Here is a 15,551-nt window from a genome sequence, read left to right as displayed (position 1 = left end):
CTATCGGGTTCAGCGCTCCGGAACCGCGATGCGCCCCTCGACCGCAGCCAAACCGATGTCCGTACGGAAGTGGCCACCCGGCAACGAGATCTTGTCCAGCTCGTCATATGCGGCGGCACGGGCATCCTCCAGTGTGGAGCCCTTCCCGATCACGTTGAGCACACGACCACCGGCAGACACCAGTGCCCCGTCCTTCGCTGCGACACCGGCGGCACGGATTCCACGGGCCTCATCACCGGCCGCCGCGCCGGAGATCTCCACGCCCGTGACCGGAGTGCCCGGGTAGTTCTCCGCAGCGAGCACCACGGTGACCGCGTACCCGTCCTGCCACTCCAGCGGCGGGAGCTGGTCGAGCGTCCCCGTGGCCACCGCATTGAGCACCCCACCCAGCGGGGTGGTCAGCAGATCCAGGACCGCCTGGGTCTCCGGGTCACCGAAGCGGCAGTTGAACTCCACCACGGCAGGACCGTCCGTCCCCCAGGCGAGCCCGGCGTAGAGCAGGCCAGAGAAGGGGCAGCCCTCGGCCACCATCTGCCGGGCGACCGGCACGCAGACCTCGTCGACGATCCGCTGCACACCGTCCTCCGGCAGCCAGGGCAGGGGCGTGTAGGCGCCCATGCCGCCGGTGTTCGGCCCCTCGTCATTGTCGCCGACACGCTTGTGGTCCTGCGCGGGCAGCAGCGGCACCACCGTCTCGCCGTCCACCAGGCAGAACAGGGAGACCTCGGGACCGTCGAGGAAGCTCTCCAGCAGCACCGGGTTCCCGGCGGAGTGCACGTGGCGGACGTGCTCGAGCGCCGCCTCGCGTTCCGGGGTGACCACGACGCCCTTGCCGCCGGCCAGGCCGTCGTCCTTGACGACCCAGGTGGGACCGAAGCGGTCGATCGCGGCGGCGATGTCATCCTCCGACGCGCCCGGGAGGATCGACTCCGCGTGGGCCGTCTTCACGCCCGCGGACGCCATGATGTCCTTGGCGAAGGCCTTGGACCCCTCGATCCGTGCCGCGGCGGACGACGGGCCGAAGACCGCGAAACCTGCGTCGCGGAGCACGTCGGCGACACCAGCGACCAACGGGATCTCCGGGCCGATGACGACCAGCTCCGCCGACAGTTCCCTGGCGAGGGCCACGACGGCGTCGGCGTCGTCCCCCTTGATTCCCGGGTGCAGCGTGGCGACCCCGGCGAGACCAGGGTTGCCGGGTGCGACATGCACCTCACTGACCTCGGGGTCAGTGGACAGTGAGTAGGCCAGGGCGTGTTCGCGGGCTCCGTTGCCGATGACGAGTGTGCGCATGGGTGAACAGTTTAGCCGCTACCATCGACGGCATGGCTTCCGTATTCAGCAGCATCATCTCCGGCGACCTCCCGGGCCGTTTCGTCTACCGGGACGACACCGTCGCCGCCTTCCTCACCATCGAGCCGGTGGCCTACGGGCACACCCTCGTCGTGCCGGTGGAGGAGGTCGACAAGTGGACCGACATCGAGCCGGACCTGTGGGCGCATCTCAACGAGGTCGCCCAGCATGTCGGCGCTGCCATCGTGGACCAGTTCGACGTCCCGCGGGCCGGCTACCTCATCGCCGGTTTCGAGGTGCCGCACGCCCACATCCACGTCTTCCCCGCGGCGGACATGTCGGGTTACGACCTGTCGAAGGCGCTGGGGATGAACGACACCGACCCGGATCAGATGGACGCCGCCGCCGAGAAGATCCGGGCAGGGCTGCGGTCCCGGGGAGTCGACGTGAGCGTCGGCTGATGCAGGAGGAGATCGAGTCCATCGCCAAGGCGATCGCCGAGGCGGAGTCCGAGGCGCAGCAGGTACAGCAGGAACAGTTCCAGGAAGCCCCCGGAAAAACGATCCTCAACCAGCTGTCACAGTTCACCGACGGTGTGCGCAACACCCTGGAGTTCCCGTCGCGCCTGCTCCCTCGCACCCCGCAGCTGCCGGGTGGGACCACCACGTTGCCGATCGGCGCCCGCCAATACACCGTCGGCTTCGTCGACGACCTGTGGCACGCACGTCCCACCGACGAACGGCCCTACCCGGTGGTCCTGCTGCACGGAACGATCTCCTCCAAGAACGTCTGGCAGAACCTGGTGGTGTCCCTGCGGGACAAGGGGTGGGTGGTGTTCGCCCCCGACTACGGCATTCACGGTACGCAGGACGTTCTGACCTCCGCGCGGGACATCGCCGCCTACCTGGACCAGGTGCTCGCCGCCACCGGGGCGGAGAAGCTCGACATCGTGGGGCACTCCCAGGGTGGACTGCTCGCCCGGTACTGGATCAACGAGATGGGCGGCGCCGACAAGACCCACCACCTGGTGTCCCTGTCCTCCCCGCACCACGGGACGACGGTCCGCGGGTTGCTCGCCTCGGTCATCACGGCCAGTGAGACGACGGTGCGTGTGGCAGAGGCGGTCGTCAGCAAGATGATGGGGCCGGCGGGCATGCAGCAGGTCGTGGGGTCGCCGCTGATCGAAACGATGACGACCGGCCCGGAGACCCGTCCGGGGATCCGGTACTCCTGCCTGGCGACGCGCAACGACACCACAGTGGTCCCCTTCGAGACCACGTTCCTGGAACCGGACTCCGGTGACGGACCCGGCGGGCCAGCACGGGTGTGGAACGCCTTCCTGCAGGACCACGGGGTGAGCAGGGTGCGTCACGACGAGATGCCGGCGCATCCGGAGGTGCAGGACCTGGTGGTGAAGATCCTCGAGGAGGGTCTGAGCGACTGAGCGCGACCACCGCGGCTTCAACCCCGGGGCATTGTCGGTTTCGGAAGCGGTAAACCGACAATGCCCCGGGGTCACGGGAGGAATGGACGAGAATAGTCTCTTGCTTACCGGGTAAGTTACCGGGTAACGTCCTGGTTACTTACCGAGTAAGCAACACCCCTTCCAGCCGAGGAACACGCCATGTCCATCAAGTTCGCCCTGCTCAGCCTGCTGGCCGAGCAACCGAGGAGCGTGGGGAAGTTGAAGTCGGACTTCGAGACCCGCACCCGGGCCACCTGGCCAGTCAACGTCGGGCAGGTCTACCAGACCGTCCAACGTCTCGCCCGGGACGGTCTCATCGACGTCGCCGGAACCGACACCGGCACCTCCGGACGACACACCGAGATCTACGCCGTCACCGACAAAGGCGCAGAGGAACTCTCCGCCTGGTGGCACGAACCCGTGCTCCCCCCACCCAACGACCGGGACGACCTGGTGATCAAGACCGCGATGGCCGCCTCCCCGAACGGCCTACTCCCGGACGGTATGGATTTCGCGGCGGTGCTGCACAACCAGCGGCTCGCCGTCCTGGACGAACTGCGCACCCTGACCCGGAAGAAAGCCGACGTCCCCCCGTCCACCGCCGCCGACCGGCTGCAGCTGGAACGACGGATCTTCGACCTCGAATCCCAGATCCGCTGGCTCGACCAGGTAGAAGCCCTGCCACCCACCACCGCCGAGGAGAACTGAGACCATGACACGCCCCAACACCACCTCTCCCCTGTCTCCCCGACGCCTCTCCGGCAACGACGCCGAGGACGCGACAACCTCTGCCGCCGCGCTGCACCTCGACAAGGTCAGCCGGTTCCACCAGGACGGTCCGACCACCGTGACCGCCCTCGACAAGGTCACGCTGACCATCGAACCCGGTGAACTGGTCGCCGTGATGGGTCCGTCCGGCTCCGGTAAGTCGACCCTGCTCAACGTCGCCGGCACGCTCGACACCGCCAGTGACGGGCGCGTCCTCGTTGCCGGGGTGGACGTCTCGCACCTCTCCGCACGGGCCCGCGCCGAAGTCCGCCGCACCCACGTGGGCTACGTCTTCCAGGACTACAACCTCATCCCGACGCTGACGGTGGCGGAGAACGTTTCCCTGCCGATGGAACTCAACGGCACGAAACGCCGGGCGGCCCGCGCCGCGGCGCTCGAGGCCCTGGACGAGATCAGTCTCGGTGACCTCGCCGACCGTTTTCCGTCCGAGGTGTCCGGCGGCCAGCAGCAACGCGTCGCCGTGGCACGCGCCCTCATCGGTGACAGGCACCTCTTCCTCGCCGACGAGCCCACCGGCGCCCTGGACTCGGTCACCGCCGAATCCGTAATGTCGCTGCTGCGTAACCGGGTCTCCGACGGCGCTGCCGGCCTGCTGGTCACCCATGAGCCCCGCTTCGCCGCGTGGGCGGACCGCACCGTGCACCTGCGCGACGGCCGGATCGTGGAGTGATCGCCATGTCGAACATCTTCTCCCGGCTCCGCGTCGCCCTGCGCCTCGCCCGGCGCGACCTGGCCGCCCACAAGATCCGCACCGTCGTCGCCGTGCTGCTGTTCGCGCTGCCGGTGTCACTGGTGGTGGGGTTCGTGTCCATGACGATGGGATACGACCGGTCGCACATGAACTCTCCGGTCAACGACGTCGGAACCGTGTCTTTCCCCCGAGAGCCTGGTGATCCGGTCACCTCAGACACCGTTACGGCGCAAAGCGCCGACCTGTCGGCTGCCCTCGGCGACCTCGCCGATTCACTGTCGCCTGGTGTTCTACAGACTTCCCACTTCACCCGAGACGGTCGTAGCGCTGACTTGAGCATCATCACAGTCGACTCTTCAGTAAACGGTTCTGGCCCTGCCGTGGAACCGGGGAATATCTATCTCACCGATCAGGCTGCCTTCCTCATGGGGGCCGACGACGGCGATACGGTCACCGTCGACGGCGCCCAGCTGACTGTCACCGTCGGCGCCGACTACCAGGGGTCGGTCGCCAGTGCCCAGGACGTCCCGACCAATCGAACTGCAGTGAACGTGACCTGGTATCTACCGGCTGATCGGTCGCAGGCGGACACGATCACAGACGCAGTCAGAGATTCCGGTGACGAGAGCGTCTCGAAAGCGAATGTCTTCACGCCAGGCTACAGCGGCTCCACCTTGTCCAATCCCACTGACGCACTCACTGTGATCGGTGTCGGAACTCTGGGGATCCTGCTGATTTCGGCGGTAATCACGCCGATCTTCGCTGTCTCCGCTCGACGACAACGCCATGCTATGGGCTTGCTGAGCGCCACCGGAACGGCGCCACGCGACCTACGCCTTGTGATGTTCTCTGAAGGCCTCGTCACAGGTGCCCTCGGTACGGTCATCGGCCTCGTACTCTCGACTGGAGTCTCAGCAGGGCTGACCGCGCTTGTCCCGGGAGCGGATTTCTACTGGTCCTGGCCCACCGCAGCTGTGATCTCTGTCATCGCGCTGATCTGTGGAATCACCTCGTCGCTCCTCCCCGCACTTCGAACAGGAAGGGAGGACCCCGTCCAGGCCCTCGCCGACGGAAGCAGTGTACGAATGACCTCCTTCCGGAAACGCATGCTCATCGGCCTGGTGTTCCTGGTCCCGGGCATCGCTCTCACGACGACGACCGAGGAGGGCTCTTTTGTGCTCGGCGTCTCCCTCTGCGGGATAGGGGTTGTACTCAGCAGCGCTCTCGTCGTGTGGCTAATGTCCCGGCTGAGCACGATCCTCCCCACCTCAGCACGACTGGGTGTTCGTGACAGTCGACGCAATAGTCACCGTACTGTCCCTGCCGTCGCAGCCATCGCCGGTGCCACCTTCCTCGCGACGGTTGTTCTGACATTGCCCTACAACTCCACAACCGAAACCCGTTACCGGGATAACGTGGCTGTCCTCTCTGGCTCGCAAGGAGGGGAAGAAGCTTCCTACTCCTCCGAAATCGAGCAAACGTCCGAGCGGATGGACGCCCGTTCACACCACACCGTCGCGGATGTGGACACGGTCTCCCGAGGCAGCTCCACTTACCACGCGACCTTGGCACGCTCTCCAGAAGTAGAGGATTATGTCTACACCAACGAATGGGCCGAGCTTCGGGTGACTGACGGTGGACTATTCGCCGCATTTAAGGGCACCGAAGACAAGGACATCCGTTCCGCATCCGACGCCCTCGCCGCCGGCAAGGCTGTCGTCAGTGACCCTCGGCTCATCAAAGACGGCATACTGACCGTGGAGCTGCGGGAGTCCGACCCCTACTACGGCTATCTCAGGGACGCGGACGCACCAGCCGACGAAACGCTGTCTCTCCCCGCCGTCGTTGTGCCTGGACTTGCCGGCACGGGAGCAATCGACGGTGCCGCGATAAGTCCCGACACCGCTGCAGCCCTGGGACTGGAAACGAGGTACGTCGGCACGGCGTTCATCCTCGATTCACCGGCCACAGTGAGTCAGGCAGCGCTGACTGCGATGGGAGTCTGGCCGGTGAACTCACAGTTCGCCACGGTCGACACACCATCCGTCGACGGAGTGCGAGCCCTCTCAGTCACCATCCCCGTCGTGCTGAGCTGGGCCCTCACCCTGGGCACTGTGCTGCTCGTTATCCTGCTCGCCGCCGCCGAGTCCCGACGTGACAGCGCCACCATCACAGCTGTCGGTGCCCCTCCGGGGCTGTTGCGCCGGTACTCCGCCGCACAGGCAGTCTTGATCGCCCTCCCCGGCACGGCGATCGGTGTGCTGGTGGGGTTGCTGCCCAGGGTCAGTCAGACAGCGTGCGACCTGCTGCAGAACTCTCTGTTCTACTCCGGTTTCCTCACCCCCTCCCAGTGGCTCGCACTCGGCCTGACCGCCGTCGTCGGCCCGGTGCTCGCCTGGATCGCCGGGTCCGCCATCGGCGCAGTCACCTCCCGGGACCGTTCGCCGGTCCGCCGTCGGTGAAGACCATCCGGTGCACGGAGCACCCGCCCCGGTGGCAGAGTGGGGCCATGCGTGCACCCCGACCGCCACGACCACGACACCCACAACCCCCACTCGTCGCCCGCCTCCTCGACCGCCTTCCGCAGCCCACCACACCCTGGGAGGACTCGGCAGGCACCGGAGACACCCCAGACGAGACCGATGCACGCCCCGTCGTCCTGGTGCACGGCACGGCCGGAAGCCGGGACAACTTCGAGAAGATCGTGCCGGTCCTCCGCGGGACCGGGCGCCCGGTCCTGTCCGTCTCCTACGGTCACCGTGGAACCGGTGGGCTGATCGCCTCGCTCGACGAGGTCGTCGACCAGCTCACGGCCATCACGAGTAGGTTCGGCGCCGTCGACCTGGTCGGCCACTCCCAGGGCGGGCTGCTCGCCCTCGCCGCCGCCGGAGTCATCGAGGACAGCGATGAGGACGGCAGCGACGACACCGCCCGCGATACGGCCCACCATGCCGTCCACCACGTCGTCGGCCTCGCCGCGGACTTCCGCGGGGTGGGGCGGCCGTGGTTCCGTCCACCGGAGTCCCGGCTCCTCCGCCGTATCGACCAGGCACTTCTTCCCGCACTGGCCGACCAGCTCGCCGGGTCCCCGGCGTTACGGGACGTCCTGCAGCACACGGTGCGCACCCGGGTGCCCGTCACCCAGATCATCACCCGAGGCGACTGGATCGTCCCCGCGGCCCGTGCCCGCGCGTTCACCACGCCGGACCCGCTGACCGGGCTGCCCGCCCACCCCGGTCCGGCCCGCGTCGTCACGGTCCAGGACCACTACCCCGACGCCCGCATCAGTCACGCGGTGATCCCCTACCACCGCCTCGTCGGCACGCTCGTCACCGAGGCACTGGCGCACCCGCCGGGGGTCACCCGCCCCACGAGTCGCGGCCGGACCTCCCGCCAGTGTCCGGATCATCTGTAGCGTCATCCACCGAATTCGCCGAGTCCTCCGGATTCTCTGAGTCCTCTGAGCCCTCTGAGTCCTCTGACACGTCCGGGTCGTCCATCTCCTCCGGATCGATGACGTCCTCGTCATCGCGCCACACCGGCAGCAGGATCCGGAACGTCGTCCCCTCCCCCTTCTCGCTCTCCACAGTGATCGTCCCGTTGTGCAGTTCGATCAGACGCTTGACGATGGACAGACCCAGACCCGAGCCGCCCGAGGCCCGGGACCGGGACACGTCCGCCCGGTAGAACCGTTCGAACAGGTGCGGGAGATCGTCGGCGGAGATACCGTCGCCGTCATCGATGACCTCGACGGCGACCATGTCGTCGTCCGGCCGACTCAGCCGGATCGTGACCGCGGCGTCGTCCCCGGCATGCCGCATCGCATTGGTCACCAGGTTGCCGACGACCTGGTGCAGTCGAGCACTGTCACCGACGGTCACGGGCACCGACCGGGTCTCGTTACGCACGCTCACCGACCGGCCCGGGAAACCGACGCGGGCGTTCTCCGCCGCGGACAGGCAGATCTCCAGCATGTCCACCGGATCCTCGCGCATCGGCCGGCCCTCGTCCATGCGCACGAGGGTGAGCAGATCCTCGACCAGCAGGCTCATCCGCCCGGCTTCGGCGGCGATCCGGTCGATGACCATGTCCGGGTTGTCGGTCGCCCCGGACCGGTACAGGTCGGCGTACCCGCGCACACTGGTCAGCGGGGTCCGTAGTTCGTGGGAGGCGTCACCGATGAAGCGGCGCATCGACGCCTCCGCCTCACGCGCCTGCCGTTCCGAGTCGTTCACCGCGATGAACGCCCCCTGGATCTGGGCGAGCATCCGGTTCAGTGCGACCGACAGGCGCCCGACCTCCGTCTTCGGCGACCAGTTCGGCACACGCTGGTCGAGGTGCCCCCGGGCGATCCGTCCTGCGGTCTGTTCGACCTGGTAGAGCGGCTGCAGTGCGCGACGGACAAGGAACAGGCTCGCCGCCGTCACCGAGGCGAGGATCAGCAGGCTGATGACGATGAGCATCGTCGTCATCCCGCTCATGATCTTCGACTCCCCGTCCATCGGCAGGGCGAAGACGGTGACCCCGCCATCCTCATTCGTCACCGCCGCCGCCCGCCAGGGGGCCTGGGACGCCGAGTAGGCCGAGGCGGGGACCGTCACCGGACGGGTCGGCTCGGTGATCGAGGAGACGTCCGGCAGGGAGTCGTTGACACTGTTGGGCCCGGTGGTCTGGCAGGCGTCACCGGGCAGCCCCCAGTACATCTTCGACGGGGGCCGCTGCATCCGCAGCTGGTCATGGGACTGGTAGGTGTTGCGGCACGGCGACTCGGTGATGCTCGTCGCCCAGGTCGCACTGTCCCGGAGCTGTTCGTCGACCCGCTCGGTGAGGAAACGCTGCATCATCCCGGTCACCACGGTTCCCGACACGGTCAGCCCCAGCGCCGTGAGCACGGCGATGACCAGCACCAGCGACACCCGGAGCGGGTAGTGGGACAGAAAAACCCCCGGGTACTGCCGGCCCGCCCGACGGGCGCCGGCCGTCATCCTGCCCGATCCCGCCATCAGCTGCGCGGCAGCCTCAGGACGTAGCCCACCCCGCGCACGGTGTGGATCAGTCGCGGATCCTGGGTGTCGATCTTGCGGCGCAGGTAGGAGACGTAGGACTCGACGACATTGCCGTCACCGCCGAAGTCGTACTCCCACACCGCGTCGAGGATCCTGGACTTGGGCACCACGACCTCGGAGTTGACCAGCAGGTAGCGCAGCAGCTTGAACTCGGTCGGCGACAGGTCCACGACCTTGCCGGCCTTGGTGACCTCGTGCATGTCGTCGTTGAGGGTGATGTCGGCGTAGGTGATCAACGACGAGTCGTCCTCCTCCGCCGGCTGGACGCGGCGCAGGATCACCCGCAGCCGGGTGATCACCTCCTCCAGGGCGAAAGGTTTGGTGACGTAGTCGTCCGCACCGATCGTCAGCCCGTGGATCCGGTCGTCGACCCCGTCCTTGGCGGTGAGGAACAGGACCGGCGCCTCGTGCCCGTCCTCCCGGAGCTTGTTGAGCAGCGTGAACCCGTCCATGCCCGGCATCATCACGTCGAGGATGAAGGCGTCGGGACGGAAGTCCTTGGCGATCTCCCGTGCGGTCGCCCCGTCCGCGGCGGTGCGGACCTCGAAGTCCTGGAACTCCAGCCGTGCCTTGATCAGGTCGGCGATGTTGGCCTCGTCGTCCACGACGAGAACCTTCACCGGCTGGACGCTGTGGGCACCGTGAGCAGCGTGAGCACTGTGTGCGCCGTGGCTGGAGGTACTGGGACTGTTCGACAGAGGCACGTTCATATCTCCCTAGTCTGCGCCGGGAATCCGGGTTTTTCATGCTGGGCACATCCAGACTACCTGTGACTTGCGTGACCTTCCGGTGAAGGCTGACCCAATACACGCCCGGCGAAAAGTGGCTCAACGACGTAACCAGGGGATAGGATAGCCCCCGTGAACATTCGGAGAACACCTGCACACCACAGCGCCCCCACCCGCACCATCCGGCGTCGGGCCGCGGCCCTCGGCATCGCAGCGGTCGCCGCCCTCGGCATCGGCGGGCTGGGCATCGCCCCGGCCACCGCCGCACCGAGCGTCCCCGCCCTGCCCGCCGCAGGCGACATCGCCCTGCCCGGACCCGACGAGATCAACGACATGGTCCGCGACGGTGTCCTCGACGCACACGACGCCGCCCTGCTGCAGGCCGGCCAGGTGCCCGAGCAGTTCCGCGGCGCCTACGAACAGGGCGTCCGCGACCTGGCCGACCTCGTCGCCCCCGGCGCCGTCCAGGAGCGCCAGGACGCCCGCGACGCCGCCGAGCGCGAAGCCGCAGCCGCCCGTGCCGAGCGTGAGGCTCGCGCCGCCGCCCAGCAGCGACGCGCCAGCACCACCAACACCCCGTGCCCGGCGTCCGCCCGCGTCTGCGTCGACATCGACGGCAAGCGCACCTGGCTGCAGCGCGACGGCGACACCTCCTACGGTCCGGTGAGCATGTCCCCGGGCAAGCCCGGCCAGGACACCCCCCGTGGCAACTTCACCGTGCAGTACAAGGTGAAGGACGAGATCAGCCGTGAGTTCAACAACGCGCCGATGCCCTACGCCGTGTACTTCACCAACAACGGCCACGCCTTCCACCAGGGCACCCTGGACACCCAGTCCGCCGGTTGTGTGCGGATGAACAACCAGGACGCGGTCACCTACTTCAACGCCCTCAACCCGGGCGACCAGGTGTTCATCTACTGATGACCGGTCCCGGACCGCGCCCCGAACTGCGCTACCGCCCCGCCGTCGAGGGTGACCGCGACTTCCTGCGGGCGCTCTACATCCTCACCGACCAGTGGGGTGACGAGAGCCGGCCGGTCAGTGACGGCATCGACGACGAGCTCGAGACCTACGTGGAGCGCTGGACCCCGGACCAGCCCGCCGTGATCCTCGAGGACGTGGGCGGCCCCACCCCGACACCGGTCGGTGGTGCCTGGCTGCGGACCTTCACCGCCGAGGACCCCGGGGCGGGATTCGTCTCCGACGACATCCCCGAAGTCGCCATCGCCCTGCGCCCCGAGTACTCCGGGCACGGGCGCGGCACCGCGCTGATGTCCGAGATGCTGGACACCGCGCAGGCCGCCGGCTTCCCGGCCGTCTCCCTGGCCGTGGACCTGGGCAACGACCGCGCCCGCCACGTCTACGCGAAACTCGGTTTTGTCGACAGTGACGTCAACGGCGGCCTCGACCCGAGCGGGCAGTGCCACGTGATGGTCCACCGCTTCGACTGATCCGGCCCTCCCCGATCCCGGTCTAGCCGATCCTGGTCACGGCGTTCTCTGCACTGATCAGGCACATCGGCACCCCCACCCCGGGTGTGGTCGTCGAACCGGCGTAGAACAGGTTCGACACCGCCCGCGACCGGTTGGTGCCGCGCATGAACGCCGACTGGGTCAGCGTGTGTGCCAGGCCGAGCGCCCAGCCGCGCCAGGAGTTGTAGCGCCCGGCGAAGTCCGCCGGCCCCAATGTCCGGCGGACGACCACCCGGTCCACCAGGTCCGGCACCCCCGCCCGCTCGGCGATGAGTTCCAGTGTCGCATCGGCGATCGCCTCCACCGTGTCCGGTCCCATCTGCGGGTCGCAGGCGACGGGCACGAGGACGAAGAGGTTCTCGTGGCCCTCCGGCGCCACGTCCGGATCGGTCGCCGACGGCCGGGAGACGTACACCGACCGCGACGCCTGCCGGTCCGTCGTCCCCGCGGCACCGTCGAACACCGCGGCGAAGTCGGGCGTCCAGTCGTCACTGAAGATCAGGGTATGGTGCGCCAGCTCGGGCAGCGCACCCCGCACCCCGAGCATGACGACCACCGCACCGACACCCGGATCGGCACGGTGCCACCGCCGTTCCGGGTAGGTCTGCAGCCCCACCGGAAGCAGTTCGGTCTCGGTGTGGTGCAGGTCGGCGGCACTGACGACGACATCGGCGGGGATGAACTCCTCACCGGCACCGTCCTGGGTACGGACGGTGACGCCGCGGGCGCGGGCAGCGAAGAGCTGCGCGGTGACGCGTCCCACGCCAGGTACCCGGCGCAACGGGTTCGCCCGGTCACGGTCGGTGACGATCCCGGTGACGTCCGCCCCCGTCCGCACGTCGACCCCGTGGGCGACGGCGAGCCGGTGCAGTGACTCCACCACCGAGGCGAAACCGCCGACCGGGTACTTCACCCCCTGCACCAGGTCGGTGAAACTCATGAGCTGGTACAACGCCGGAGTCTGCGACGGACGCGAGGAGAGGAACACCGCCGGGTAGCTCAGGATCTGGCGGAGACGACGGTCCCGGAACCGACGGTCGACCAGCCCCTCCAACGACCCGGTGAGTAGCCGGACCAGCCGGCCCGCGCGCCGCAGCACCCCGAGTCCCAGGAACGGCGCCGGCGAGGTGAACCCGGTGTAGAGGAAACGGTCCACGGCGATGCGGTAGGTGTCCCCCGCCTCCTGCAGGTACCGCCTGATCTGTCCGCCTGCGCCTGGTTCGAGTGACTCGAAGAGCTCGGCGACGGCATCCTCCCCCACCGGGACATCGACCGGGTCCAGCCCCTGGGGAAGCAGACGGTAGCACGGGGAGAGGTCCACCAGGTCCAGCTGGTCCCCGGTGGAGGTGCCCATCAACGCGAAGAAACGGTCGAAGGCCTCGGGCATGAGGTACCAGCTCGGACCGGTGTCCCACCGGAACCCCGGTGCCTCGTCGACGGTGAGTGAGCCCGCGCGCCCGCCCACCGCGTCCCCCCGTTCCAGCAGGGTCACCGCGTAACCACGCCGGGCCAGCAGCCCGGCGGTCGACAGTCCCGCGACTCCGGCACCGATGACGACGGCCCGGCCGCGGACGCCGCTCACCGTCGGCCCCTGACGGTCCCCCGGGCGGCTTCGCAGGCGACTTCCCCGACAACTTCCCGGGCAACTTCCCGGGTGGTGAGGACCACCTTGACCGGCGCGGGCACCCGGACGCGGGTGTGCCGGAGCTGTGCAGGCGGAGTACGGCGCAACCGTGCCGACAGTTCCTCGTAGAGTGCCGCGGCCGCCGACACCCCCGCCCGGCACCCGGCCGGCAGCGACGGGACACGCTCACGCCCCGCGGCGATGCCGGCGTCCACGTCGTCCAGGATCCGGTCACGGGCCTGCGCCGTCAGCGGGCCGTCCTGCAGCTCCGGCAGGTACGTCCTCCCCAGCGAGTCCTGGTCGTCGCCCAGGTCCCGCAGGAAATTGACCTTCTGGAACGCCGCGCCCAGCGCCGCCGCACCCTCGCCCAGCCAGGCGCGCTGCGCCGCAGGCACCGGCCCGCCGTGTGCGAGGAAGATGTCCAGACACATCAGGCCGATGACCTCGGCGGAGCCGTGGATGTAGCGGGCCAGGCTCTCCTCGTCGTGCACCGCCCGGTCGATGTCGCTGCGCATGGAGGCGAAGAACGCCGTCATGTGCGCCGGGTCGATCCGGCAACGCACCGCCGTGGCCGCCCACGCATGCAGCACCAGGTCGGTGTGGAAGCCCTCGTCGGCGGCGGCGAGCACCCGGTCCTCGTAGCCGTCGAGGACCGCCCGGGGATCAGGGTGCCCCGTGGCCGCACCGTCGACGATCTCGTCGGCGATACGCACCACGGCGTAGAGATTCCGCACGTCCTCCCGGACCCCGGCGGGCAGCAGCCGTGTGGCCAGGGAGAACGACGTGGAGTAACGACCGATCACGGTGGCGGAGACGCGCTCGGCCAGCGCCGCGTACATGTCTGCGGCGGTGCTGCGGTGGCGGGCACGCCGACGAGGGCCCCGACGAGGACTACGAGTGTTCATCGACACACAGCGTACCCCGACCGCACCCCCGCACCCGGTACGTTCACCGAGGCAATAGTCTGTGAGGCATGGCCACCACAACACGGGACGACACCGCCCGACTCGCCGGCATCTACCGCGGCCCCACCCTCGCCTGGGCGTTCTGGGACTGGGGGTCCGCCGCCTTCAACGCGGTGCTGGTGACCTTCATCTTCTCCGTCTACCTCACCGACTCGGTCGGCGGCTCCATCGACGGCAGTGCCGGCGACGGCATCAGCCCGGCGACCTGGTACGGCTGGGCGATGGCCCTCGGCGGGGTGACGATCGCGCTGATCGCACCGGTGATGGGACGCCGCGCCGACGCACGCGGGACGCGACGCAGATCGGTGATCCTGTGGACGCTGGTCACCGTCGGGCTGATGTTCAGCCTGGTCGGCATCGGCGACGACGCCCCGGGCTACTTCTGGGCCGGCATCGTGATCATGAGCGTGGCATCGGTGACCTTCGAGTTCGCCGAAGTCAGCTACTTCGCCATGCTCTCGCAGGTCTCCACCCGCGAGAACGTCGGACGGGTGTCCGGCTTCGGCTGGTCGATGGGCTACTTCGGCGGAATCGTCCTGCTGCTCGTCTGCTACCTCGGGTTCATCGCCGGTGAGGGCGACACCCGCGGGCTGCTCGGCGTCCCGGTGGAGGACGGCTGGAACGTGCGCATCGTCGCCGTCATCGCCGCGGTTTGGTTCCTGGTCTCGGCGATTCCGGTGATGCGCAAGGTCCCGGAGAACACCGCGGACCCGAGTGCGGCGACGTCCTCGGTGAAGGCGTCCTACCTCGGACTGTTCCGTGACATCGCCTCGCTGTGGCGCACCGACCGCTCGGCGGTGTGGTTCCTCATCGCCTCGGCGGTCTTCCGTGACGGACTGGCCGGCGTGTTCACCTTCGGTGCGGTGCTGGCGGTCTCGGTGTACGGGCTGAGTCCGGCCGACGTTCTGCTCTTCGGCGTGGCCGCCAACGTCGTCTCGGCGATCGGCGCACTGGCCTGCGGTTACATCGACGACAGGATCGGGCCGAAACCGGTGATCATGGTGTCGCTGATTCTGCTGGTGGTCGACGCCTTCGTCCTGTTCTTCGTGGACGGTCCGGCGATGTTCTGGATCTTCGGTCTCCTGCTGTGCCTGTTCGTCGGCCCGGCGCAGAGCGCGTCGCGCTCGTACCTGACACGGATCTGCCCGGAGGGACGGGAGGGCCAGATGTTCGGCCTGTACGCCACCACCGGACGCAGCGTCAGTTGGATGGCCCCGGCCGCGTTCGCCCTCTTCACCGGGCTGACCGGCGACGACCGCTTCGGGATCATGGGTATCGCCGTGGTGCTGCTGGTCGGTCTGCTGCTGCTCACCAAGGCGAGGGGTGCCGGCGTGCGCTGAGCGTGGGAGCGTACCCGATTCGGCCGGGCGTCGGCGGCGTCGGACGGGAGCCGGTACGCCTGCACGTACCGTCACCTAGTGTGGACAGTGGAGACGGCAGGGGGTCGCCTCCGGACGA

14 protein-coding genes are annotated in these 15,551 nt (G+C 68.4%); 9 read left to right on the top strand and 5 right to left on the bottom strand.

Features of this window, described 5'->3' with window-relative positions; translation table 11 throughout:
* Positions 1-9: 9 nt before the first annotated feature.
* Positions 10-1,293 (bottom strand): phosphoribosylamine--glycine ligase, encoded by a 1,284-nt coding sequence (purD, locus tag PQI66_RS14575; RefSeq protein WP_339999254.1) that lies wholly within the window; start codon positions 1,291-1,293, stop codon positions 10-12.
* Positions 1,294-1,325: 32 nt separating this feature from the next.
* Between purD and PQI66_RS14570 the strand changes: the two genes are divergently transcribed.
* From PQI66_RS14570 to PQI66_RS14545, 6 genes are all read left to right on the top strand, one after another.
* Positions 1,326-1,754 carry an HIT family protein gene (locus PQI66_RS14570; RefSeq protein ID WP_339999253.1) on the top strand — a complete coding sequence of 143 codons (429 nt, stop codon included), beginning with the start codon at positions 1,326-1,328 and terminating at the stop codon, positions 1,752-1,754.
* Positions 1,754-2,737, top strand: coding sequence for an esterase/lipase family protein (locus PQI66_RS14565; RefSeq protein ID WP_339999252.1), 984 nt, complete (start codon positions 1,754-1,756; stop codon positions 2,735-2,737). Before PQI66_RS14570 ends, PQI66_RS14565 begins: the two co-directional genes overlap by 1 nt.
* Before the next feature lie 180 nt (positions 2,738-2,917).
* Complete coding sequence (locus PQI66_RS14560; RefSeq protein ID WP_339999251.1) at positions 2,918-3,466, top strand: helix-turn-helix transcriptional regulator; 549 nt, start codon at positions 2,918-2,920, stop codon at positions 3,464-3,466.
* Positions 3,467-3,470: 4 nt separating this feature from the next.
* Positions 3,471-4,217, top strand: a complete 747-nt coding sequence (locus tag PQI66_RS14555; RefSeq protein ID WP_339999250.1) for an ABC transporter ATP-binding protein — start codon at positions 3,471-3,473, stop codon at positions 4,215-4,217.
* A gap of 5 nt (positions 4,218-4,222) precedes the next feature.
* A complete protein-coding gene (locus PQI66_RS14550; protein ID WP_339999249.1) occupies positions 4,223-6,700 on the top strand; it encodes an ABC transporter permease in 2,478 nt (825 codons plus the stop codon).
* 47 nt (positions 6,701-6,747) lie between these two features.
* Positions 6,748-7,653, top strand: coding sequence for an esterase/lipase family protein (locus PQI66_RS14545; RefSeq protein WP_339999248.1), 906 nt, complete (start codon positions 6,748-6,750; stop codon positions 7,651-7,653).
* Here PQI66_RS14545 and PQI66_RS14540 read toward each other — a convergent pair.
* Positions 7,598-9,223, bottom strand: a complete 1,626-nt coding sequence (locus PQI66_RS14540) for a sensor histidine kinase (protein WP_339999247.1) — start codon at positions 9,221-9,223, stop codon at positions 7,598-7,600. The genes PQI66_RS14545 and PQI66_RS14540 overlap by 56 nt on opposite strands.
* A 17-nt stretch (positions 9,224-9,240) precedes the next feature.
* Complete coding sequence (locus PQI66_RS14535) at positions 9,241-9,924, bottom strand: response regulator transcription factor (RefSeq protein WP_339999246.1); 684 nt, start codon at positions 9,922-9,924, stop codon at positions 9,241-9,243.
* Between the two features lie 240 nt (positions 9,925-10,164).
* Here PQI66_RS14535 and PQI66_RS14530 point away from each other — a divergent pair, with 240 nt between their 5' ends.
* Both PQI66_RS14530 and PQI66_RS14525 read left to right on the top strand, forming a co-directional pair.
* Entirely contained in the window at positions 10,165-10,953 is a 789-nt protein-coding gene (locus tag PQI66_RS14530; protein WP_339999245.1) for a L,D-transpeptidase, read from the top strand.
* A complete protein-coding gene (locus PQI66_RS14525) occupies positions 10,953-11,483 on the top strand; it encodes a GNAT family N-acetyltransferase (protein WP_339999244.1) in 531 nt (176 codons plus the stop codon). Before PQI66_RS14530 ends, PQI66_RS14525 begins: the two co-directional genes overlap by 1 nt.
* Positions 11,484-11,505: 22 nt before the next feature.
* Here the strand turns inward: PQI66_RS14525 and crtI are convergent, their stop codons facing one another.
* Together crtI and PQI66_RS14515 are read right to left on the bottom strand one after the other, a co-directional pair.
* Complete coding sequence (gene crtI / locus PQI66_RS14520) at positions 11,506-13,086, bottom strand: phytoene desaturase family protein (RefSeq protein ID WP_339999243.1); 1,581 nt, start codon at positions 13,084-13,086, stop codon at positions 11,506-11,508.
* Entirely contained in the window at positions 13,083-14,033 is a 951-nt protein-coding gene (locus tag PQI66_RS14515) for a squalene/phytoene synthase family protein (protein ID WP_339999242.1), read from the bottom strand. The genes crtI and PQI66_RS14515 overlap by 4 nt, the downstream gene beginning before the upstream one ends.
* 68 nt (positions 14,034-14,101) lie before the next feature.
* Between PQI66_RS14515 and PQI66_RS14510 the strand changes: the two genes are divergently transcribed.
* The gene (locus PQI66_RS14510) at positions 14,102-15,433 is read left to right on the top strand and encodes an MFS transporter (RefSeq protein WP_339999241.1); all 1,332 of its coding nucleotides are present in this window, start codon (positions 14,102-14,104) and stop codon (positions 15,431-15,433) included.
* Positions 15,434-15,551: the final 118 nt, after the last annotated feature.

Origin of the sequence: Corynebacterium sp. USCH3, assembly GCF_037619475.1 — a bacterium.
In the GTDB taxonomy this organism is placed as follows: Bacteria; Actinomycetota; Actinomycetes; order Mycobacteriales; family Mycobacteriaceae; genus Corynebacterium.
Note: the sequence above shows the minus strand (reverse complement) of the source record. Positions and strands in the feature narration are given on the sequence as shown.

Excerpts from the sequence above, each read along its gene's own strand:
- PQI66_RS14560 (WP_339999251.1), top strand. The coding sequence starts at position 2,918 with ATGTCCATCAAGTTCGCCCTGCTCAGCCTGCTGGCCGAGCAACCGAGG.
- PQI66_RS14565 (WP_339999252.1), top strand. The coding sequence starts at position 1,754 with ATGCAGGAGGAGATCGAGTCCATCGCCAAGGCGATCGCCGAGGCGGAG.
- PQI66_RS14550 (WP_339999249.1), top strand. The coding sequence starts at position 4,223 with ATGTCGAACATCTTCTCCCGGCTCCGCGTCGCCCTGCGCCTCGCCCGG.
- PQI66_RS14570 (WP_339999253.1), top strand. The coding sequence starts at position 1,326 with ATGGCTTCCGTATTCAGCAGCATCATCTCCGGCGACCTCCCGGGCCGT.
- PQI66_RS14540 (WP_339999247.1), bottom strand. The coding sequence starts at position 9,223 with ATGACGGCCGGCGCCCGTCGGGCGGGCCGGCAGTACCCGGGGGTTTTT.
- PQI66_RS14515 (WP_339999242.1), bottom strand. The coding sequence starts at position 14,033 with ATGAACACTCGTAGTCCTCGTCGGGGCCCTCGTCGGCGTGCCCGCCAC.
- PQI66_RS14555 (WP_339999250.1), top strand. The coding sequence starts at position 3,471 with ATGACACGCCCCAACACCACCTCTCCCCTGTCTCCCCGACGCCTCTCC.
- PQI66_RS14545 (WP_339999248.1), top strand. The coding sequence starts at position 6,748 with ATGCGTGCACCCCGACCGCCACGACCACGACACCCACAACCCCCACTC.
- purD (WP_339999254.1), bottom strand. The coding sequence starts at position 1,293 with ATGCGCACACTCGTCATCGGCAACGGAGCCCGCGAACACGCCCTGGCC.
- PQI66_RS14525 (WP_339999244.1), top strand. The coding sequence starts at position 10,953 with ATGACCGGTCCCGGACCGCGCCCCGAACTGCGCTACCGCCCCGCCGTC.
- PQI66_RS14510 (WP_339999241.1), top strand. The coding sequence starts at position 14,102 with ATGGCCACCACAACACGGGACGACACCGCCCGACTCGCCGGCATCTAC.